This window comes from Streptomyces sp. NPDC003027 (genome assembly GCF_053591435.1).
On record NZ_JBSFTU010000007.1, the window covers coordinates 137,241 to 157,917 of the forward strand.

Genomic DNA, 20,677 nt, shown 5'->3' on the forward strand with positions numbered 1-20,677 from the left:
GCGGTGACGCGCACCGCCTGAAGGTCGTCCGAAGGACGACTCGCGTTCACCTCGGCTCCACCTCGTGCTCCACGCTCTCGCTGATCATTCTCGCACCGGGCCGCCGGTGTGCGCCGCGGCCGTTCATCCGCGTCGGTCCGCAGGGATCACGCGCGTACACCCCAAGGGGGGACATGGTGCGGCTCCGAGGCAGGGGACGGGCCGGCCGCCGGCGCGGCGTGGCGGCCGCGGTGGCCGGAACGCTGCTGGTCGCGGCCTGTGGCGCGGGCGGCTCCGAGGGCGACGGCAGGCCGTCGGCCGCGCAGGCCGTACCGGACGTCGAGTGCGCCGCGTCCGGCAAGGTACGCGGCTCCGGGTCCTCGGCGCAGCAGAACGCGATGAAGCGGTGGATCCAGCAGTACCAGCGAGCCTGCGCCGGGGTGGAGGTCGCCTACAACCCGCTCGGATCGGGGGCGGGCGTCGCCCAGTTCCAGCGCGGGGCCACCGCGTTCGGCGGCACGGACGAGGCGCTGAGCCGCCAGGACGTGGAGGAGAGCAAGGGCGTCTGCGACGGCGGGCGGGCGATCGACCTGCCCATGGCCGGCGGCCCGATCGCCATCGGCCACAACGTGCCGGGGGTGAGCGGCCTGGTGCTCGACGCCCCGACCCTCGCCCGCCTCTTCGACGCCCGGATCACCCGCTGGAACCATCCGTCGATCCAACGCCTCAACCCCGGGACGACATTGCCCGATCTGCCCGTCGTCCCGGTCCACCGCGCCGACGACTCCGGCACCACCCAGAATTTCACCGCCTATCTCAAGGCCGCGGCCCGGACGTCCTGGCCGTACCCGGCGGGCAAGAAGTGGCAGGCGCGGGGCGGTCAGTCGGGGACCGGTTCGGACGGGGTCGCCGGCACGGTGGCCCAGACCGAGGGCGCCATCGGCTACTTCGAGCTGTCCTTCGCCGTCAAGCGCGGGATCGACACCGTACGCGTCGCGACGGGCGCGTCCGAACCCGTCGCGCCGAGCACCCGGAGCGCCTCGGCGGGCATCGCCGAGGCCGAAGTCGCCGGTGAGGGCGGGGACCTGGCCCTGGACCTGGACTACAGGACGTCCGCCGAAGGCGCGTACCCGATCGTCCTGGTGACGTACGAGATCGTCTGCGACAGGGGCAACGATCCGGAGACCCTTCCCGCGCTGAAGTCCTTCCTCTCCTACACCGCGGGCGAGGACGGGCAGCGGCTGCTGCCCTCGATCCACCACGCTCCCCTGCCCGACTCCGTGGCGGCTCAGGTACGAGAGGTCGTCGGCACGCTGTCCTGAGCGGGGAAGCGCGCCGGGAGCCCGCAGGAGGCGGACGCGACGACGGTGCCCGCCGGCAGGGACAGGTCCCGCTCTCACGCCCGGCCCCGGGATCTTCTCCTTTCGACCCATGGCCGGTGTCCCCGTGATGGGCGATCCTGAGGGCCGCACGAGAGGAAGCCAGCCTTCCTCTTGTGCCGGTCCGGAACGGGGGACCGGACCGGCACGGTGGAGCGGCGAGGCCCGAGGGGGGCCGCGGCCGCGGCTGAGACGGCGGTGCAGGGGCCGGAGAGCCGGGGCACGGGTCGAGACCGGGGCGACCGAGCGGGCCGCGGAGCCGAGGCGGGGGCACGGAGCCGGTGCCGCGACTGCTGCCGGCGCTGGTGACAGGCGCGACGGAGGCGGCCGCGGTCGCCGGAGTCCGGTCAGCCCGCCCAGGCCCGGGCGAGGGCGACGCGGTTGGGGCTGCCGGACTTGCGGCGGGCCGCGGCGAGGTGCTTCTTCACCGTCCCCACGTCCACGACCATGCGGTGCGCGATCTGATCGTCGGTCAGGCCCTCGCTGAGCAGGGCGACCGCCTCCGTCTCGCGCGGGGTGAGCAGCGGCGCCCAGGGCGGCCTGGCGTCGAGCAGCCCGGCCGCGATCCGCAGGACCGCCGGGCCGAGGGACCCGAGCAGGGTGGTCTCCCGGGCGCCGAAGGCCCTCTCCTGCGCGTCGAAGAGCGCCACGCCGAAGAGCAGACCGGCGTCGGGCGAGGACCACGACTTGGCCATGACCGCGCCGATGCCCGCCGGCCTCAGGAAGTCGTCGACGTACGAACGCCGTTCCCCCTCGATCAGATGCTCCACGTCGAGCAGCGTCAGGGGCCTCGCGGACGCGCGACCCGTCGCCCGCGAGGCGGCGAGGGCGATGGGATCGAGCCGGTGGAAGCGTTCCCGGTACGCGTCCATGGTCGGCACCGCGAGTCCGGAGGCCTGCGCCGTCGCGTCCCGGAAGAGACGGGGGCGGGTGTCCCCCGTGAGGACGGCGGCGTGCCGGAGGTCGAGGCGCCCGGCCAGCGACTCGGTGAGCAGGCCGCCGAGTTCCGGCAGCGTACGCGCGGAGTGGCAGTCGGCGACGACGGCGAGCAGCCGGTCGACGTCCACCACGGGGAGTTGGTCCACGCTGTCCTCCGGGCCCGATCCGGTCCTGGCCGACCATCGTACGACCGCCCTCCGTCAGGGGCAGGGGCTCTTGCCCGTACCGGGATGCCCGTCGGAAGCCGGAGGGCTTGCCATCCCTGCATGTTTACGTAAACATACAGGGAATGGCAGCAGGGCTGCCCGCGCCGACGCGCCTCCCCTCCAGCACAGGAGCAGCAGCACATGCCCGTTCTACAGATCGACGACGGCGGATTCCGACTCGACGGCGAACCCTTCCGGCTCCTGTCCGGCGGCCTGCACTACTTCCGAGTCCACCCCGCCCAGTGGGCCGACCGCCTGCGCAAGGCCCGTCTCATGGGCCTCAACACCGTCGAGACGTACGTCCCCTGGAACCTCCACCAGCCGCGGCCGGACCGGTTCCGCCTGGACGGCGCGCTCGATCTGCCCGCCTTCCTCGGCCTCGCCTCCGCCGAGGGGCTCCACGTCCTGCTCCGCCCCGGCCCGTACATCTGCGCCGAATGGGAGGGCGGGGGCCTGCCGTCATGGCTGCTGGCCGAGCCCGGTATCCGGCTGCGCTCCCGCGATCCCCGCTTCCTCTCCGCGGTCGACGACTACTTCGAGCGGCTCCTCACCCCGCTCGCGCCCTACCTCGCCACGCGCGGCGGACCGGTGCTCGCGGTGCAGGTGGAGAACGAGTACGGGGCGTACGGCGACGACACCGCCTACCTGGAGCATCTCGCCGCCTCGCTCCGCCGTAACGGTGTGGACGTCCCCCTGTTCACCTGCGACCAGCCCGCCGATCTGGAGCGGGGAGCCCTGCCGGGGGTGCTCGCGACGGCGAACTTCGGGAGCCGCTCCGCCGAGAACTTCGCCGCCCTGCGCGCCCGCCGGCCGGCCGGGCCCCTGCTCTCCTCGGAGTTCTGGATCGGCTGGTTCGACCGCTGGGGCGGCCACCATGTGGTCCGCGACCCGGACCTGGCGGCGCGCGAACTCGACGAACTCCTGGCCACGGGCGCGTCGGTCAACTTCTACATGTTCCACGGCGGGACGAACTTCGGTTTCACCAACGGCGCCAACGACAAGCACACCTACCGGCCGACCGTCACCTCCTACGACTACGACGCGCCCCTCGACGAAGCCGGGGACCCGACCGGGAAGTTCACGGCCTTCCGAGAGGTGATCGCGAAGTACGCCCCGGTCCCGGCGGAGTCGGTGCCGGCGCGGGCCGGAAAACTCGCCCTGGGCGCGGTGGAGTTGACCGAGAGCGCCGGTCTGCTGGCGTGCGCTCCGGCGCTCGGCGACAGCGTGGCCTCCCGGCATCCGCTGACGATGGAGGAGCTGGGGCAGGACTTCGGATTCGTCCTGTACGAGACGGCCCTGCCGGCCGCCGGACCCGTCCTGCTCGAAGTGGAGCAGGTGCGCGACCGCGCCCAGGTCCTCCTCGACGGGCGGCCCGTCGGAGTCCTGGAGCGGGAGAACCACGAGCACGCGATCGCCTTCACCGTGCCTCGCTCCGGCTCCGTCCTCGGCCTGCTCGTGGAGAACCAGGGGCGGGTCAACTACGGGCCGGGCATCCACGACCGCAAGGGACTGCCCGGCAGGGTGACGCTGGACGGCACGGAACTCGTCGGCTGGACCAACCGGCCGCTGCCGCTGACCTCCCTCGACGGCCTGGACTTCGCCCCGACCACCGCCGCACCGGTCGGTCCGGCGTTCCACCGCGGCACCTTCGAACTCGGTGGCACGGCCTCCCGGCCCCTCGCCGACACCTTCCTCCACCTCGGCGGATGGACCAAGGGCAACGCCTGGATCAACGGCTTTCCGCTCGGCCGGTACTGGTCCCGGGGGCCCCAGCGGTCTCTCTACGTCCCGGGGCCCGTGCTGCGCCCCGGCCCCAACGAGATCGTCCTGCTGGAACTCCACGCCGCCCGCCGGGCCCGCACGGTCGACTTCAGGGACACGCACGACCTCGGCCCGACCGAGGAGTAGGCCTCCACGCCGGGCCGTGCCGTGGCGGGCCGGTCAGGGTTTCGCCGCGGCGGCGACGGGGAGGGTCCAGGACTGGTTGCCGCCCGTCGTGGGCCGGTAGACGCCGACGGGGGCGCCGTCGCTCGTCGAGGCGCCCGTCACGTCGAGGAGACTGCCGGTGGCGGTGTTGATCAGTGTGGTGCGGCCGTTGCCGGTGGTCGAGCGCGTCCACTGCTGCCCGGTCGACGATCCGGGCGTCGCCAGGGTCAGGGTTCCCCCGGTGACGGAGAGGGCCCTGCCGGTCCCGACGTGGGTGACGCGGTAGGTGGCGGTGTTGCCCCAGTCGGACGAGGAGAGCTTGGTGAAGGTCCACCGCTGGGCCGGGTCGGCCGGGTCGGAGACGCGCTGCACGGGCACGCTCGCGCCGTTGACGGTCGTGACGGCGAGCGCCATGCCGCTGTGGTCGTTGACGAGTTGGCGGGGCGCGCCGACGGGCGCCGTGGCGGCGGCCCGGTTCACACCGGAGACGCCGGGCAGGACGAAGGTCGTGACGGATCCGGGCCCGACGGTGACCTTGAGGGTCTTGCCCGCGGTCGTCACGTCATCCTCCCGCTGGAGGTTCCTGGAGGCGTCGGTGGTGTAGCGCTGGACGGGGGCGCCGCTGACGCTCTGGAACCCGTTCAGGTCGAGCGTGATCTCCCGGTTGGCGGTGGTGGGGTTGGTGTGGACGACGACGGCTCCCTGCCCGCCGGGGCGCAGGGCGGCCAGGGTGTGCGGGTCGTCGGTGTTGATGACGCGGGCGCCGGGGCGGACGAAGCGGCTGTACTGGGCCATCGCCCAGTACTTCTTGTTCTTGCGGATCGGTTCGGTCGCCGCGTCGGCCGGGGTGAAGTCGGTCTGGATCAGGCCCCAGTTGGAGTTCTCGCGGTCCGGAGTCATGTTCTCGTAGTCCTCGACGGCCTGCCACAGCACCCAGGCCCGGGGCTCCAGCTCCTTGATGTCGTCGTTGATGCGACGGGCCAGGTCGAGCGCGGGGCTCATGTCGGTGAAGGACTGCGGGACGCTGCCGCCGAGGTCCACCTCGGACATCCACAGCGGGATGGCCTCGCCCTTGGCGATGTCCCGCACACCGGTACGGCCGTTGGTGCCGTACGTGTGGGTGTTGAGCCGGCCGACGGCGTCGCGCACGGCGGGCGCGTACGACTCCCAGTTGGTACGGAACAGGCCGGAGTTGGTCTCGTCCATCGCCGCGATCGGGGTGGCGACCCCGTCGGCGTCGAGCGTGGCGCGGAGCGTGGAGACCATGCGGGCCTGCGAGGCCGGGTCCCAGTGCGAGCCCTCCTGGCGGCCGCCGGCACGCCAGTATCCGGTGTTCGGCTCGTTGACCGGGGAGAGGGAGTCGAACCGTACGCCGGTGGAGTCCTGCGCGCGCCGGAGGGCGCCGGAGAGGTAGGCGGCGAACCGTTCGTACTGGTCGGAGCGGAGGTTGTCCTTGTTCGGGTCCGTGGCTCCCGAGACGAGGCCGCTGTTGGTCATGAAGTACGGAGCGGAGTTGGAGAACGCCTCGAAGGTCCGGGCGCCGCGCGCCTTGGCCGCCGTGAGCCACCATCGCTGGTTGGCGTCGGCGTTCGGGTTCCAGTGGTCGGCCCTGGCGGGGTCCCACCAGTCGGGCGACTCCGGTCCCGGCCGGTTCCAGTAGCCGGGCACCGCCGCTCCCGCGCGCATGTAGGGCGCGGTCTCCGGGCTGTCGCCGCCGCCGATGTTGTACCGGGCGATGGTGAAGCCGAGCCCGTTGGCGCCGTACAGGTCGTCCGCCAGCCGGTTCCGCTGGGCGTCGGGCCAGCCGCCGGTGACGTTGGCGAACCACGCGAGGGCGGTCCCCCACCCCTGGAACGACGGCTGCTGGTAGCTGGGATCGAGGCGGACCGTCAGCGTTCCCGCCGTCGCCTCGGCCGCCGCCGCCTCGGCCGCCGTCGCTCGAGGCCCGGCGAGTCCGGTGGTTCCGGTGGCGGCGAGGGCGGCCACGGCGCAGGCGGCGGCGAGTGCCGCGACCGGTCGGGGGGACCTCGGCCCGGTTCGAGGGCGGGCGCGAGGCCGGCGGCGGGGCACTGATCGCGTACGGGTGGCAGACACGTGCGACTCCCTGGGGTGTGGGGCGGGGCGTGCGGGGCGTGGTTGTCCGTCATGCCGGCCGGCGAGATCAATCGACGATGTTTGCGTAAACACCGGCGCCGTGGGGAGAGTCTGGAAGCGCCCTCCATCCCTGTCAAGGCTCCTGACAGGAGCGGGCACCGGTTTGACCGGGAGATGTGTTTGCGTCAACATGCGGCTGCGGCGCCCTGCGTCCGCGCAGCGCCCTTTCCAGGGCTTCCAGGGGTTCGGGGCGGGCGGAGGGGGCGGGCCGATGGCGACCGAGAAGAGGACCAGGACGCCACGCGCGCGCCCTGCCAGGCAGTGGCCCTCCATGGCGGACGTCGCAGCCCTGGCCGGAGTGTCGTCGCAGACCGTCTCCCGGGTCTCCAACAACCGGGAGAACGTCGACTCGACGACCCGCGAGAAGGTCCTCGCGGCGATGCGGACGCTCGGCTACCGCCCCAACACGGCGGCGCGCGCCCTGGTCACCGGCAGGTTCGGGGCGCTGGGCATCATCAGCTTCGACGTGAGCGCCCACGGGAACGCGCGGACGCTCGGCGCCATCGCCGACGCCGCGCGAGAGGCGGACTTCTCCGTGAACTTCATGGGTGTACGGGCTCAGACGGAGGCGGCCGTGCAGCGGGCGTTCCAGCATCTGATGCTCCAGTCCGTCGACGGCATCGTGCTGGTCGAGTCGCAGATACTGGACACTCCGTCCCTGCGCCTGCCGCCCGCCATGCCGGTCGTCGTCGCCGACGGCGACGCCGGACACCGCCATCCCCACGTCGACTTCGACCAGGCCCTCGGCGCCCACAGCGCGGTCACCCATCTTCTGGGCCTGGGCCACCGCACGGTCTGGCACGTGGCCGGCCCTCGCGACTCCTTCGCCGCCCGGCGGCGCGCGGAGTCCTGGCGGGCCACGCTCGCGGCGGCCGGGGCCCCGATCCCCCCTGTCCTGTACGGCGCGTGGACGGCGGCGTCCGGATACCGGGCCGGCCGGGAACTGGCCGGGCGCCCGGAGGTGACGGCCGTCTTCGCCGCCAACGACCAGATGGCGCTCGGGCTGATGCGCGCCCTGCACGAGGCCGGGCGCGACGTGCCGGGGGACGTCAGCGTGATCGGCTTCGACGACACCGCGGAGGCGGCCTTCTTCCAGCCGCCCCTGACGACGGTGCGCCAGGACTTCGACCTGGTGGGCCGCCACTGCGTCGCCCTCCTGCTCGACCAGATCGACGGCAGGGCGGAGGGCCCGCGCCGGATGGCGGTGGAACCGGCCCTCGTCGTCCGCGCCAGCACCGCGCCGCCGGCCCCGGGAGGCGGCGGGACCTGACCGGTCGGGCACCCGGCTCGGGCCTCCCGTTCAGACCGGGCCGGGTGCGGTGCTGGCGCGGACGACGAGGCGGGTCGGGACGAGCGTCGTGCCCCGCTCCAGCGTTCCGCCGCCCAACTCCCGCAGGACGGCGTCGACACACAGCTCCCCGACCTTGGCGAAGTCCTGGTGGACCGTGGTCAGCGGCGGGATGAAGGAACCCGCCTCCGCCACATCGTCGAAACCGACCACGCTGACCTCCTCCGGCACCCGCCTGCCGCGCTCGTGCAGCGCCCGCAGCACCCCGAGGGCCATCTGGTCGTTCGCCACGAACACCGCCGTGCACTCGGCCTCGTCCACCAGCCGGAGACCCGCCTCGTAGCCGGATTCCGAGGTCCAGTCACCGCGCAGGAGCGGGGGAACCTCGCGGCCCTCCGCACGCAGCGCCGCCTCCCACGCCGCCTCGCGACGGCCCGCCGCGAAGGACTCCCGCGGCCCGGCGACGTGCCACACCGTGCGGTGACCGAGCTCCAGGAGGTGCTGTACCGCCGTCCGCGCGCCCTGCTGCTGGTCGGTGTCCACCACATGGAAGCGGTCGCCGGCGTCGGAGTCCACGACGACCACGGTCACATGGGGCGGCAGGGTCAGCGACGTCGTGTCGAGGAGATGCACCTCCATGATGAGGACGACCGCGTCCACCGCGAGCTCGTCGAGGCGCGTGAAGGCGCCCTTGACGTTGTCCTGGGTCGGGGCGTCGAGCGGGATCAGCGTGACCGCGTACCCCGCGCGGGACGCGCAGCTCGCGATCGCCTCCAGGGTCCGCACGTTGCCGGTGCTGGAGAGGCTCATCGTGATGACGCCGATGGTCCTGAAGTCCCCGCGTTTGAGGGCGCGGGCGGCGCTGTTGGGCCGGTAACCGAGCTGCTTCATGGCGTCGAGCACCTTCTGCCGCGTCTTCTCGACCACCGCCGGGTCTCCGTTGGAGACCCGGGAGACCGTCTGCGACGAGACGCCCGCGACCCGTGCGACGTCCGCCATCGAGACGCGGCGCCGGCGCCCTGCCGCGGCCGTCCGGCCCCCGCCGCCGCCCGTCCCCGCGCCTGCGGGCGCATCCTTCTCCGCCACCGGAAATCCCTTCCCTCCACCACTGCTTCGTGCTTGACGCCCCCCAGTGGGAGTGTCACCATCACGCTACCGATGATTACGTAAACATTTCTCATCGGGGCAGCTCCCGATCCGGCCCTTTCCGGCCCCGAGGGCCTTCTCCCTCCCCGCCCGGGCCGGTCGGTCACCGACACGAGGACCCACCATGACGCTCCTGCCGACGTCCACGAAGGCGGTATCACCACCCCGTCGACGCGCGCGGTTCCGCCCCGGTACGCACGCGCTCGCCGGGTGGGGCTTCGCCGGCCCGTTCGTCGCGGTCTTCGCGCTCGTCTTCCTGGCGCCGATCGGATACGCGCTCTACCTCAGCCTCTTCCGCGACCGCCTCATCGGCGGGACGTCCTTCGTGGGCCTGGACAACTACGGCCAGGCGCTGACCGATCCGCGGTTCTGGGAGGGGCTGGCCAGGGTCGGCCTCTTCCTCGCGGTGCAGGTGCCGGTCATGCTGGGCATCGCCCTGCTGGTGGCGCTCGCGATCGACAGCGGCCGGCTGTACGGCAAGGGCTTCTTCCGTATCGCGGTCTTCCTGCCGTACGCCGTGCCCGCTGTGGTCGCCGGCCTCATGTGGGGGTTCATCTACGGCACCCGGTTCGGCCTGGTCGGCAACGTCAACGACGCGTTCGGCGTCTCGCTGCCCGACCCGCTCTCCCCCGCGCTCGTACTGGCCTCCATCGGCAACATCGTGACCTGGGAGTTCGTCGGCTACAACATGCTGATCTTCTACGCGGCGCTCAAGGTCGTCCCTCGCTCGCTCTACGAGGCGGCCGCGATCGACGGCGCCGGGGAGTGGCGAATCGTGGCCTCGGTCAAGCTGCCGGCCATCCGCGGCGCGCTGGTCATCGCGACCATCTTCTCGATCATCGGGAGCTTCCAGCTCTTCAACGAGCCGAGCATCCTGCAGAAGCTGGCTCCGAACGCGATCACCAGCGACTTCACCCCCAACCTGTACACCTACTCGCTGTCCTTCTCCGGCCGGCAGCACAACTACGCGGCGACCGTGGCGATCGTGATGGGTGTCATCACCGCGGTCATCGCCTACACCGTCCAGCTGCGCGGCATGCGGAAGGGCTGAGCCATGACCACCGACCTCGACGGCGCCCGGGCGAACGCCGCGGAAAATCCCGCCCCCGCCACGGCCGGGACCAGCCGCGCCCCGTCCCGTACGTCCTCCCGTGGCGCCGGCCGACCGGTCGGCCGGCGACGGCGCCCGCACACGCCGCTCGACCCCCGGCGCAGCGTTCCGCTGACGCTCCTGACCGGGCTGGTCCTCGTCTACACCCTGCTCCCCCTCCTCTGGCTGGTCATCAACTCCACGAAGGACCAAGAGGGACTGCTCGACTCCTTCGGCCTGTGGTTCGCCGAGGACTTCGACCTCTGGAGCAACCTCACCCGCACGCTGACGTACGACGACGGCGTGTTCGTACGCTGGCTGCTCAACACCCTGCTGTACGTCACCGCGGGCGCCGGAGGCGCCACCGTCCTCTCCGTCCTCGGCGGCTACGCGCTCGCCACGTACGACTTCCCCGGGCGCCGTGCCGTGTTCGCCGTCGTCATCGGAGCGGTCGCCGTACCGGGCACGGCCCTGGCGGTCCCCACCTTCCTGATGTTCAGCAACATGGGACTCACCAACACGCCGTGGGCCGTCATCATCCCGTCCCTCATCTCCCCCTTCGGCCTGTACCTGATGTGGGTGTTCACCCGGGAGGCCGTGCCGGCCGAACTGCTCGAAGCGGCCCGCATCGACGGGTCCGGCGAGCTGCGCACCTTCGTCCGCATCGCGCTGCCCCTGCTGATGCCGGGCACCGTGACCGTGCTGCTCTTCTCCATGGTCGCGACGTGGAACAACTACTTCCTGCCGCTGATCATGATCAAGGACCCCGACTGGTACCCGCTCACGCTCGGACTCGACGCCTGGAACGCCCAGGCGCAGACAGCGGGCGGCGAGGCCGTCTTCGACCTCATCATCATGGGCTCGCTGCTCACGATCGCGCCGATCGTCGCGATCTTCCTGCTGCTCCAGCGGTTCTGGCAGTCCGGCCTGGCCGCCGGCGGCGTCAAGGAGTAACCGCGTCCTGTGGCCCCGGCGCCGGATCCGCACGTGCCCGTCCCTCCCGCCCGCACACCGAACCAGGAGCACCACCCATGAGAACGAACAGCACCCGCCGGCTTCTCGGTGCCGTCGCCACGGCCTGTGCGATGGTCCTCGGCGCGACCGCCTGCGGCTCGTCCGGCCCTGCCGACGGCGCCGGTGGTCCGAAGGACGTGAAGGCCGCGCTGGAGAAGGGCGGCAAGGTGACGGTGTGGGCCTGGGAACCCACGCTGAAGAAGGCGGCCGCCGACTTCGAGAAGAAGTACCCCCAGGTCGACGTCGAGCTGGTCAACGCCGGCACCGGCGACAAGCAGTACACGGCGCTGCAGAACGCCATCGCCGCCGGCTCGGGCGCCCCCGACGTGGCGCAGGTGGAGTACTACGCCCTGGGCCAGTTCGCCATCGCCAAGTCGGTGGAGGATCTCTCGGGGTACGGCGCGGCCGCGTTCGACAAGACGTTCAGCCCCGGCCCGTGGGACGCGGTGACGTACGACCGGTCCGTCTACGCCCTGCCCATGGACTCGGGCCCCATGGCCCTCTTCTACAACAAGAAGGTCTTCGACAGGCACGGCATCGCGGTCCCCGCCACATGGGACGCGTACGTGGAGGCGGCACGCGCCCTGCACAAGGCCGACCCCAAGATCTTCATCACCAACGACACGGGCGACGCGGGAGCCACCACCAGTCTCATCTGGCAGGCCGGGGGCCGCCCCTACAAGACGTCCGGCACCGATGTGTCCATCGACTTCGGGGACGCCGGCACCAAGGCGTACACCGACACGTGGCAGAAGCTGCTCGACGAGGACCTGGTCGCGCCGATCACCTCCTGGAGCGACGAGTGGTACAAGGGGCTGGCCGACGGCAGTATCGCCACGCTGGCGATAGGCGCGTGGATGCCCGCCAACTTCACCTCGGGCGTCGCCTCGGCGTCCGGTGACTGGCGCGTGGCACCCCTTCCGCAGTGGAGCGCGGGCGCCCGGACGAGCGCCGAGAACGGCGGCAGCTCCCTCGCCGTGCCGAAGGCCGCCGAGAACAAGGAACTGGCCTACGCCTTCATCGAGTACGCGACGACCGGCGCCGGCGCCTCGGCCCGGGTCGCCGAGGGCGCCTTCCCGGCCACCACCGCGGACCTGGAGTCGAAGAAGTTCCTCGAGACCGCGTTCCCGTACTTCGGCGGCCAGCAGGCCAACAGGATCTTCGCCGAGTCGGCCGCCACGGTCGGCACCGGCTGGTCGTACCTGCCGTACCAGGTGTACGCGAACTCCGTCTTCAACGACACCGTGGGCAAGGCGTACGTCTCCTCGACTCCCCTCTCCAAGGGCCTGGAGGACTGGCAGCGGGCCAGCGTCAGGTACGGCACCGACCAGGGCTTCGACGTCAACAAGTAGCCGCGCCCGCGGTGTTGCCGTGCGGCGGCGGCTCCCCGGCTCAGCGTGCGCCGAAGACCTGGGTCCAGTACGGGCCGCCGCCGTCATGGAGGCCGATCCCGATCTCCTCGAAGGAGCAGTTCAGGATGTTCGCCCGGTGCCCGGGGCTGTTCATCCAGTCCTCCATCACCTGCGCCGGGGTGCGCTGCCCCTTCGCGATGTTCTCGCCGTACGTCGCCCACCGGTATCCGGCGGCCGTCACGCGCTCGCCCGGGCCGTCGCCGTCCGGGTTGGTGTGGTCGAAGAAGTCCCGCGCCGCCATGTCCCCGGAATGACGCCGAGCGGCCTCCGCGAGGAGGGGGTTGGCGGTCAGCGGGCCGCAACCCGCCTCGGCGCGCTCCGCGTTGGCCAGGTCGATCACCTGCTGAGCGGTGGGGTCGGACGCGGGCTCCCCCGTCGTGTTCGCGGACTTCGGCCGGGGCGCGGCAGGCGTGGTGCGCGTGGCGGGGGCCTTCGGCGGCGAGGGCTTCGGGGGGCGGCTCGCGGTGGCGGACGGGCTCTTGGCGTGGCCGGCCGGCACCGACGGCGAGGGAGTGGCGGAGGGTGGGGCCGAGGTCGGCGCCGGGTGGGTGGGCAGGGCTGTCGCGGGAGCGGCCACGCGTGTCGTGTCGGCGGGCTCCACGTCCCCCTCGGGACCGGTGATCAGGGCGAAGGATCCGCCGGTGACCGCCACCACCGCGATGCCCGCGGCCACGACGGCCCGGCGGCGGGCGCGCCGCTGCCGGCGGCGGCGGGCGCTCCGGGAGCCCGGCCCGGCGGAGCGACCGGAGCCTCGGGCGGTGTACGGCGCGCCGGGACCCGCCGGCCCGCCCCGCCCGTGGGAGCCTCCGCCCTCGTACCCCGGCGTAGGGGAAGACGCGGACGCGAACTCGTCGGTGCCGCCGCCCTCGTACCCCGGCATCGGAGAAGGCGCGGACGCGGACGCCGGCTCGAAGCCGGCGCTCTCGCGGACGCTCGCGAGCAGCGGCGCCGCCGGGGGTACCAGCAGCAGTCCGGCGAGCAGCCCCTCCGCCGGGACGAGGCCGCTCCACAGGCCCGCGCAGTGCGCGCAGTCGCGTGCGTGCCGGGCTATGCGCTTGCGCCACAGGGCGGAGGGACGTCCGTCCCACATGCCGAGCCCCGAGCGGAGGGTGGGGCACAGCGGATTCTCCGACAGGGCCCGTACGACCACGCGGGCGGCCTCCAGCTGCTCCTTCATCCGCCGCACGCGCACCGCGGTGTGCTCCGTGGACAGCCCGAGGGCGGCCGCCACCTCGTGCCGGGTCAGCTCTCCGGCGCACTCCAGCCACCACAGGGACAGCAGGGCGCTGTCGTCCGGCTCCATCCAGCGGGTCGCCTCGGCGGTCTCGCGCCGCTGGCCGGACAGGTTCAGCCGGGCCAGCGTCAGGTCCACGAAGTCGGCTTCCGGATGGGCGAGGTCACCCGCGTCGTCGAGTCCGTGGGCGCGCGCCCCGGACCGCTGTGTGTGCTGGTGGCTGCGGACGCGGTTCATGGCGATGGCCACCAGCCAGGACCGGAAGCTCTCCGGGGAGCGCAGGCCGCCGAGCCCGTCGAGCGCGCGCAGCATCGTCTCCTGCACGACGTCGTCGACGTCGTGGTGGCCGTTCAGCGCCCGGCCCACGATGTTGTAGACCAGGGGAAGATAGGCGGCGACGAGCTGATCCCGCGCCCACCGGGCCCCGCCCTGCGCCGCCCTGACCAGCTCGGTACCGTTCTGTGTGTCCACGCCTTGATTCACCCTGCCTGTCCCGCCTGTTGTCGATGCCCAGCACTTGGGAGACCACGGGGCGCCCCCTGGATAACAGAAAACGGCGAAGTTTCCGCGGGCGTAGAAAAAATGGCCCTGGAGGGCGCGCACGGAAGGCGCCCGACCTCGCCGAGCGCGACCACCTGACGCGCCGGGCCGCCCGGCTCAGCGCCCGCCGGCCTCGCTGACGGGCAGCGCCCGGATCGCACGAAGGGCGGGAAGGCGGCCGGAAGTTTCGGATGAGGCCGTGTTTACGTGAAGCGGGCCGGGTGCCAGAGTCTAGGTCGGTTCCGGGCACCCCGCCCCCAGGCAAGTCGTGCGACAGAAAGCCGAGGCCATGGCCATCGACGTCACCGCCCTCCGGGCGCACTTCCCCTCGCTCGATCACGGTCTCGCCTTCTTCGACGGGCCGGGCGGCACGCAGACCCCCCGCCCCGTCGCCGACGCCATCGCCGCCACGCTGACCGGGCCGCTGTCCAACCGAGGGACCGTCAGCCCCTCCGAGCTCAACGCCGAGCGCGCCGTGGCGGACTTCCGCGCCGCCTACGCCGACCTGCTCCACGTGCCCGCGAACGGCATCGTCCACGGGCGCAGCGCCACGCAGCTCACGTACGACTTCTCCCGCCACCTGGCCAAGGGGTGGAACGCGGGCGACGAGATCGTCGTCAGCCGTCTCGACCACGATGCCAACGTACGGCCCTGGATCCAGGCGGCCGAGCGGGCCGGGGTGCGGGTCCGCTGGATCGAGATCGACCCGGGGACGACGGAGCTGGACCTCGACTCGTACGAGCGGGTCCTCTCGCCCCGGACGCGGCTGGTCGCGGTCACGGCGGCCTCGAACGTGCTGGGCACCAAGCCGCCCGTCCGCCGGATCGCCGACCTGGCCCACGAGGTCGGCGCGCTGGTGTACGTGGACGGGGTGCACTACGCGGCGCACCACCTCGTGGACGTGCCGGCGACCGGGGCGGACCTGTTCGTGTGCTCGCCCTACAAGTTCCTCGGCCCCCACTGCGGGGTGCTCGCCGGAGCGCCCGCGTTCCTGGAGACCCTCCGCCCGGACAAGCTCCTGCCCTCCTCCGACACCGTGCCGGAGCGTTTCGAGTTCGGCACGCTCCCCTACGAGACCCTGGCGGGCGCCACCGCCGCGGTGGACTTCCTGGCGGCGCTGGACCCGGGGACGGGCGCCTCGCGCAGGGAGCGGCTGGCGCGGTCCCTGGAGTCGGTGCACGAGCACGAACGGGCGCTGCGCGGCAGGCTGGAGGAGGGGCTGCGGGCCCTTGGCGACGCCGTCACCCTGCTTTCCCAGGCCCGTGACCGCACCCCGACACTGCTGATGACCCTCGCGGGCCGCGACGTGCGCGAGGCGCAGGTGCACCTGGCCGGGCTCGGCGTCCTGGCCCCGGCCGGACAGTTCTACGCGTACGAGCCGTTCGCCGCGCTGAAGTGGGAGGGCCCCGCGCTGCGGGTGGGCGTGGCGCCCTACAACACGGCGGAGGACGTGGACAGGTTCCTCGACGGCCTCGCCGCCTTCCTCTGACGGCGCGGCCCCCTAGTACCCCGACCGGAGGCGCCCCCGCGTGGCCGCGACCGACACCGGACGGCTGCTGGTCCCCCGCCGGCTGTCCGGCTCCCGCCTCGACCCGCCCGCCGCACCGCGCCCGGCCGTTCCCGCGCTGTGGCTGGTGGACACCGCCGAGTACCGGGCGTACGCGTCCCGGCACGCCCCCGGCATCCTGGACGACCAAGAGCTCGCCCATGCCGCGCAGCTGGTACGGGCCGCCGACCGGGACGCGTACGCGTGCGCCCATGTCGCCCTGCGCCGGCTGCTGGGCGCGTATCTGGGTGTGGCGGCCCGTGAGGTGGTCGTGGAGCGTGCCCCGTGCGCGCACTGCGACGAGCCGCACGGCAGACCGGTGGTGCGCGGAGGCGGCCTGCACTTCTCGCTGTCGCACTGCGGGGGCCTGAGTCTGCTCGCTTTCGCGACCACGCCGGTGGGCGTGGACGTGGAGCCGGTCCCCGACGCGGCGGCCATCGCCGAGGTGGCCGACGTGCTGCATCCTCAGGAGGCGGCCGAACTCGCGATCCTGCCGGACGCCGGGCGTCCGTCGGCCTTCACCCGGGTGTGGACCCGCAAGGAGGCGTACCTCAAGGGCACGGGCGTCGGCCTCTCCGCCGAGCCGGCCGCCGACTACGTCGGTGCCGGTCCCGTCCCCGCCTCGCCCCCGGGATGGACCCTGTCCGACGTCCTCGCCCCTGAGGGCCACCACGCCGCCGTGGCCCTGGCCCACCTGCCGGACGACGCCTGACGGCTTCTCCTCGGTGGTGCCCCGCCCCGGCGGCACGTCCCACTCGCTCGTACAGACGGTGTACATCATCCGTCCAGTGAGCCCCCCGCAGAATGGCAACGGCCGCCTTCCCGGCGGGAGTTGTGATCTTCCTCCGCATTCCGGGGACGGCCGGCCAGGGTTTCGTTCACACCCAGTGAATCCAAGGGGAAACACATGCCAGAAGTCGGCGGCTCCAAGGGTCTGACCGTATCCGGTGACCCACTTCTGTCCACCGTGGACAGGGTGTGCGCATGCCTCGGTTCCGCACCCGAGAAGGTCGACTCCGCGCTGTCGGGCAGCGAGCGCAGTCGCGTCCTGGGCGAGGTGGCCGACATCAACGCCGCAGCGGCCGCGGGCGACAGCGGCGCCCTGTACGCGCAGCAGTATCTGCTCGACCGCATCTACCAGCTGTACACGAAGATCCCGCGGCAGCAGAGCGCCGAGGGATCGGTGGTCGTGTACGAGATAGCCCGGCTCCTGGAGACCGCCACCGCGGCCGCCCAGGACCGGCTGATCGAGCCGGGGCTGCTCGAAGAGGCGCCCACCGAGCCGCGGGAGTACCTGTCCTGGCTCAAGAGCACCGCCCGCGGCCACCGGGTGTACAAGCACCCCTACTACCACGAGTTCATCCGCAACACGGCCACCGAGAGCGACCTGCGGAACTACGTGATGCAGGAGTCGGTCGTGGACGGCCGCTTCGACGACCTGCTCGCCATGATGCAGGTGGGGACCGCCGGCGCGGCCAAGATGGAGATCGCCGTCAACTTCTGGGACGAGATGGGCAACGGCGATCACGCCCAGGTCCACACCCATCTCTTCAACAAGATCTACGAGGTCTTCGACATCTCGGAGGACGAGCTCGACCGCTCGCTCACCGCCACCTCGCTGCTCAACGGCAACCTCGCGGTCATGCTGTGCCGGCACCGCTCCATGTACCCGGAGGCCGTGGGCTTCCTGGGGATGACGGAGTGGATGGCACCGGACAGGTTCGTCCAGGTCGTGCACGCCTGGGAGCGTCTGGGTCTGCCGGAGGTGGGGATCACCTACCACCGGCTGCACATCACCATCGACTCCCAGCACGCGCAGGGATGGTTCCACAACGTGGTGCTGCCCGCCGCCGGATCGGCGCAGATGCGCCGTGCCATCGCGCGCGGAATCCTGTGGCGGCTCAACTCCTCCGCCGCCTATCTCGACGAGCGCATGCCCTCCGTCGCCTCCTGACGTCCGACGAGACCCTCACTTCTGAAGGAGAGACCATGCCCCTCGGCAGCGAACGGTTCGCCATCATCGACCTGCCTGATGTCTCGCCCGAGATCGTGCCCAGTTACGAGGACTGCCCGGTCGACGAGTACATGGGCAACGGCACCCGCTTCAAGCGGTTCTCGCAGTACCGCCTCACCCCGCGGGGCGGCGAGGAGTGGTCGTTCGAGCGTCTCCCGCACCGCGACTACACGACGTACAAGAAGTTCAACTCGGTCGGTGGCGGCATCCGCCGCGTCTACGAGCCGATCAAGGTGGACTTCACGCCGCTGATCAGATTCGGCATCGGTGAACTCGGTCTCGACAGATCCGAGGACTGGCAGATCAACGTGCACCAGAACAGGACCCGTGCCGAGGGCGGCAGGCCGGGGCCCCTGACTCCGGAGGGGGTGCACCACGACGGGCACGAGTTCGTGATGATCGCCGTCCTCAACAAGGTCAACGTCGCGGGCGGCACCACCCGCCTGTGGAACCCCGGGGCCGACGCGCCGTTCTGGACCGGCACGCTGGAAGCGGGACAGGCCGTCCTGCTGGACGACCGAGCGCTCGCCCATGACGTCACGGACGTGCTCTCCGCGGACGGCGGCCCGGGCCACCGGGACATCGTCATCGTCGCGTTCTCCCGGTGGGCGGAGAAGTGGTACGGCGACGACCACGACGCCGCCGCTCTCGCCGAGCAGTGAACCGGGGCGCCGCCCCGGGGTGAGGCACGCCGCCTCGGGGCGGCGCCGCGCCCCCAGCCAAGGGAGATCATCCGTGATCGACTTCTTCAAGTACCAGGCCGCAGGCAACGACTATTTGGTGATCGACCCCCGTCACACCGACTTCCCCGTGTCCCCCGAGGCGATCCGGCTGGTCTGCGACCGGCACCGGGGCGTCGGGGCGGACGGAGTCCTCCACGGGCCGCTGGAGCCGCCCCGCCCGGGTGTGCCGGTCATGCTCGACCTGTACAACTCCGACGGGTCCGACTGCGGCAGGAGCGGCAACGGTCTGCGGATGTTCGCGCTGCACCTCGCCGAGCAGGAGTCCGGCGCCTGGGCCGCAGGCCGGCGGTTCACCCTTCGTACGGCCGCGGGCGACTCCGCGGTACGGGTCCTCGACGCGGGCCGGGGGCGGGTGGAGGTCGAGATGGGGCGTCCCAGCTTCGACGCCGCCGATCTGCCCCTGCTCCACGTGGACGGGTCCCCGTACACCGGCCGGGCGGTGCGCGTACCGCTGTCCGTGGACGGCGACGAGCTGACCGTCACCTGTGTGTACAACGGCAATCCGCACACCGTGGTGCTGGTGGACGCCCCGTCCCCCCAGCTGGCCCGGCGGCTCGGCCCGAGGATAGCCCGGCACGTCCGGTTCCCCCGTGCCACCAATGTGCAGTTCGCGCGGATGGTGGACCGGGCCGTGATGGAGCTGGAGGTGTTCGAGCGCGGCGCCGGGTACGTGACGGCGTCCGGCGCCGGTGCCTGTGCCGCGGTGTCCGCCGCCCGTGAACTCGGGCTGTGCGACGACCGGGTCGAGGTGAGGATGCCCGGGGGCGGTGTGGAGATCGCCGTCGCCCAGGACGGCCGGGTCACCATGACCGGCGACGCGGAGCAGGTGGCCGCCGGATCGTTCGCGCCCGCCCTGCGCGCGCGGCTCGACCGGATGGCGTCGGCGGGGAGCGTACGGTGACCCTCTCCTCTCCGCGGTCCCGCGACTATCCCATCCAGCGGTGGGTGTTCGAGGACGCCGTGGGCCGCTTCGACATCGACCTCGGCGACAGCAACATGGTCCCCGGACGCCTCGACGCCCTGGACGTACCGGCCGGCCTGGAGCTCGACTACGGTCACGACCGGGGCCTCGGCGCCCTGCGCGAGGCGGTCGCCGGCCTGTACGGCGGGGCGGCCGACTCGGTCCTCGTCACCCAGGGCGCCCAGCAGGCGCTCTACCTCGTCTACGCGGCGCTGCTGACCCCCGGGTCCCGGGTGATCGCCTTCCGGCCCGGCTGGCAGCAGTCCTGGGACGTGCCCCCCGAGCTCGGCTGCCGGGTCGAACTCGTCGGGTTCCGCCCCGATCTCAGCTTCGACGTCGAGGCCGCCGAGGCGGTGGCCGGGCCGGACGTGCGGCTGATCGTCGCCAACAGCCCGTGCAATCCGACCGGTCGGCGCATCGCGGAGAAGGACCTGCACGGCCTGGTGGCGCTGGCGTCGCGTACGGGAGCGCACCTGCTGCTCGACGAGGAGTACGCGCTCGACCTCTCGCGCTCCGCCGCCGTCGAAAGCGACCGGGTAATCTCGGTGTCCAGCCTCTCCAAGGTGTACGGCTTCCCGGGACTGCGGGTCGGCTGGCTCTACGGCCCACCGGACGTCGTGGACAGGTGTGCCCGGCGCAAGTTCCTGTCCACCATCTCCAACTCGGTGCTGTGCGAGACGCTGGCCTGCGATGTGCTGGCCCACCGCGAGCGGCATCTGCGCTCCTACCACGAGCTCACCCGCCAGGGTCTCGCCCTGGTCCGGGACTTCGCCCGGCGCAACGCGGACGCGGTGACCCTGGTGGAGCCCGAGGACACTCCGTTCGCCTGGCTCTGGCTGATTACCGGCGAGGAGCCGCTGTCGATGTGCCGCAGGGCGCTGGACCGAGGCGTGCTGCTCATGCCCGGCGAGACGCTCGGTGCCAGTGACGGCTTCCGGATCTGCTTCGCGCGCTCCCCCGAGGCGGTGGCCGAGGGACTGGCCCGCGTCGAGCGGGTGCTCAGGCCCTCTTCTCCGGCGGCCGGCACCGTCCCCTCCCGCTGATCGCGGGACCGCCGGTCCCGCTCGTCCCCCGGGACCGCCGTCCCGGGTCCTCTCCCGGGGCTG

At 72.3% G+C, this 20,677-nt stretch carries 16 protein-coding genes and 1 pseudogene; 13 read left to right on the top strand and 4 right to left on the bottom strand.

Annotated features, from left to right (window positions below; translation table 11 throughout):
- Positions 1-176: 176 nt before the first annotated feature.
- Positions 177-1,301: a phosphate ABC transporter substrate-binding protein PstS gene (pstS, locus tag ACWDX6_RS08305; RefSeq protein WP_451484171.1), complete on the top strand. Its 1,125-nt coding sequence runs from the start codon at positions 177-179 to the stop codon at positions 1,299-1,301.
- A gap of 404 nt (positions 1,302-1,705) precedes the next feature.
- Here the strand turns inward: pstS and ACWDX6_RS08310 are convergent, their stop codons facing one another.
- Entirely contained in the window at positions 1,706-2,443 is a 738-nt protein-coding gene (locus ACWDX6_RS08310; RefSeq protein WP_451484134.1) for a response regulator transcription factor, read from the bottom strand.
- A gap of 201 nt (positions 2,444-2,644) precedes the next feature.
- On the opposite strand from ACWDX6_RS08310, the gene ACWDX6_RS08315 reads away from it, so the two are divergent.
- Positions 2,645-4,411 (top strand): glycoside hydrolase family 35 protein, encoded by a 1,767-nt coding sequence (locus tag ACWDX6_RS08315; RefSeq protein ID WP_451484135.1) that lies wholly within the window; start codon positions 2,645-2,647, stop codon positions 4,409-4,411.
- Positions 4,412-4,444: 33 nt separating this feature from the next.
- Here the strand turns inward: ACWDX6_RS08315 and ACWDX6_RS08320 are convergent, their stop codons facing one another.
- The gene (locus ACWDX6_RS08320) at positions 4,445-6,415 is read right to left on the bottom strand and encodes a glycoside hydrolase (RefSeq protein WP_451484136.1); all 1,971 of its coding nucleotides are present in this window, start codon (positions 6,413-6,415) and stop codon (positions 4,445-4,447) included.
- A 439-nt stretch (positions 6,416-6,854) separates the two neighbouring features.
- Here ACWDX6_RS08320 and ACWDX6_RS08325 point away from each other — a divergent pair, with 439 nt between their 5' ends.
- A complete protein-coding gene (locus ACWDX6_RS08325; protein WP_451484137.1) occupies positions 6,855-7,853 on the top strand; it encodes a LacI family DNA-binding transcriptional regulator in 999 nt (332 codons plus the stop codon).
- A 30-nt stretch (positions 7,854-7,883) separates the two neighbouring features.
- Here ACWDX6_RS08325 and ACWDX6_RS08330 read toward each other — a convergent pair whose 3' ends face one another.
- Positions 7,884-8,870 (bottom strand): LacI family DNA-binding transcriptional regulator, encoded by a 987-nt coding sequence (locus ACWDX6_RS08330; protein WP_451484172.1) that lies wholly within the window; start codon positions 8,868-8,870, stop codon positions 7,884-7,886.
- Between the two features lie 271 nt (positions 8,871-9,141).
- Here ACWDX6_RS08330 and ACWDX6_RS08335 point away from each other — a divergent pair, with 271 nt between their 5' ends.
- The 3 genes from ACWDX6_RS08335 (at position 9,142) to ACWDX6_RS08345 (ending at position 12,473) form a co-directional block, all read left to right on the top strand.
- Positions 9,142-10,068 (top strand): carbohydrate ABC transporter permease, encoded by a 927-nt coding sequence (locus ACWDX6_RS08335; RefSeq protein WP_451484138.1) that lies wholly within the window; start codon positions 9,142-9,144, stop codon positions 10,066-10,068.
- A gap of 3 nt (positions 10,069-10,071) precedes the next feature.
- A complete protein-coding gene (locus ACWDX6_RS08340) occupies positions 10,072-11,061 on the top strand; it encodes a carbohydrate ABC transporter permease (protein ID WP_451484139.1) in 990 nt (329 codons plus the stop codon).
- Positions 11,062-11,138: 77 nt separating this feature from the next.
- Positions 11,139-12,473 (top strand): ABC transporter substrate-binding protein, encoded by a 1,335-nt coding sequence (locus ACWDX6_RS08345; RefSeq protein ID WP_451484140.1) that lies wholly within the window; start codon positions 11,139-11,141, stop codon positions 12,471-12,473.
- 40 nt (positions 12,474-12,513) lie between these two features.
- On the opposite strand, the gene ACWDX6_RS08350 is transcribed toward ACWDX6_RS08345, so the two are convergent.
- Entirely contained in the window at positions 12,514-14,238 is a 1,725-nt protein-coding gene (locus ACWDX6_RS08350; protein WP_451484141.1) for a sigma-70 family RNA polymerase sigma factor, read from the bottom strand.
- Positions 14,239-14,366: 128 nt separating this feature from the next.
- Between ACWDX6_RS08350 and ACWDX6_RS08355 the strand changes: the two are divergent.
- The 7 genes and pseudogenes from ACWDX6_RS08355 to ACWDX6_RS08385 form a co-directional block, all read left to right on the top strand.
- Positions 14,367-14,447, top strand: a pseudogene (locus ACWDX6_RS08355) (RNA polymerase subunit sigma); the annotation flags it as partial.
- Between the two features lie 149 nt (positions 14,448-14,596).
- The gene (locus ACWDX6_RS08360; protein WP_451484173.1) at positions 14,597-15,796 is read left to right on the top strand and encodes a cysteine desulfurase-like protein; all 1,200 of its coding nucleotides are present in this window, start codon (positions 14,597-14,599) and stop codon (positions 15,794-15,796) included.
- A gap of 40 nt (positions 15,797-15,836) precedes the next feature.
- The gene (locus ACWDX6_RS08365; RefSeq protein ID WP_451484142.1) at positions 15,837-16,565 is read left to right on the top strand and encodes a 4'-phosphopantetheinyl transferase family protein; all 729 of its coding nucleotides are present in this window, start codon (positions 15,837-15,839) and stop codon (positions 16,563-16,565) included.
- A 195-nt stretch (positions 16,566-16,760) separates the two neighbouring features.
- Positions 16,761-17,807 (top strand): iron-containing redox enzyme family protein, encoded by a 1,047-nt coding sequence (locus ACWDX6_RS08370; protein ID WP_451484143.1) that lies wholly within the window; start codon positions 16,761-16,763, stop codon positions 17,805-17,807.
- A gap of 35 nt (positions 17,808-17,842) precedes the next feature.
- Positions 17,843-18,529 (top strand): 2OG-Fe dioxygenase family protein, encoded by a 687-nt coding sequence (locus ACWDX6_RS08375; RefSeq protein ID WP_451484144.1) that lies wholly within the window; start codon positions 17,843-17,845, stop codon positions 18,527-18,529.
- A gap of 73 nt (positions 18,530-18,602) precedes the next feature.
- Positions 18,603-19,511, top strand: a complete 909-nt coding sequence (gene dapF / locus ACWDX6_RS08380) for a diaminopimelate epimerase (RefSeq protein WP_451484145.1) — start codon at positions 18,603-18,605, stop codon at positions 19,509-19,511.
- Entirely contained in the window at positions 19,508-20,614 is a 1,107-nt protein-coding gene (locus ACWDX6_RS08385; RefSeq protein ID WP_451484146.1) for an aminotransferase class I/II-fold pyridoxal phosphate-dependent enzyme, read from the top strand. Before dapF ends, ACWDX6_RS08385 begins: the two co-directional genes overlap by 4 nt.
- The last annotated feature ends 63 nt before the right edge of the window (positions 20,615-20,677 follow it).